Annotated in this window: 2 protein-coding genes; both read left to right on the top strand. The window is 67.1% G+C overall.

The window, feature by feature from the left end; all coding sequences use genetic code 11:
* Positions 1 to 208, top strand: a 208-nt coding sequence (locus FWJ25_RS20735) for a hypothetical protein (RefSeq protein ID WP_223163290.1), incomplete at its 5' end; no start/stop codon positions are given.
* Positions 209 to 326: 118 nt separating this feature from the next.
* Positions 327 to 606, top strand: a 280-nt coding sequence (locus FWJ25_RS20730) for a hypothetical protein (RefSeq protein WP_223163289.1), incomplete at its 3' end; no start/stop codon positions are given.

The raw sequence follows: 606 nt of genomic DNA, 5'->3' as shown, positions 1-606 counted from the left end.
GGCGAGTGCTATGCTGATTTCACCTTCATCACCACAAAGGATCTTCAATCACGTATGTTCAACAAAACTGGTGCTTGCGGCCGGTGGCGACGAACAGATCATCGATTTTGAATGGCAGCAGCTCCGCTCGTCGATCAGCTCTCGGCTGACCACTCATCGCCAGTGGGTGCCTRCCGACCAGGTCTCGCCGCCGCCACCGCCGCGGTAGAGAGGGGAGGGAGAGGGGGAAAAAACTGGCCCAGATCGAGAGGTACAGCACGAAAAAGAGAGGCAAGAGAGATAGGGGACCGGAGGGCGGCGGGCCGGGGCCCAAGACCGAGGGGCTCGTGCGCAGGAAGCTGATGAGGCTCCTGTCGCTCGTCCCCTTCGGCTGCCGTGCTGGACCCATCGACGACGCGCCGCCGCCCGTGGACCACGCCGCCGCCGCGAGGAGGCGCCGGAGGAGGAGGGCCAACAGGGCCGCCCAGCTGCTGGGGGCTGCTGCGGGTGCGCCGCAGCAGTGGCGCCCCTCGCTCGGCGACATCTGCGAGGAGTACAGCAGCAGCACCGACGCCGTCAAGGTCAGGAAGGCGGCGTCCTGGGACCTCGCCCGGGCGCTGCCCCGCG

The organism is Marinobacter salinexigens (assembly GCF_008370345.1).
Lineage (GTDB): Bacteria > Pseudomonadota > Gammaproteobacteria > Pseudomonadales > Oleiphilaceae > Marinobacter > Marinobacter salinexigens.
This window is presented reverse-complemented; position numbering and strand designations above follow the sequence as displayed.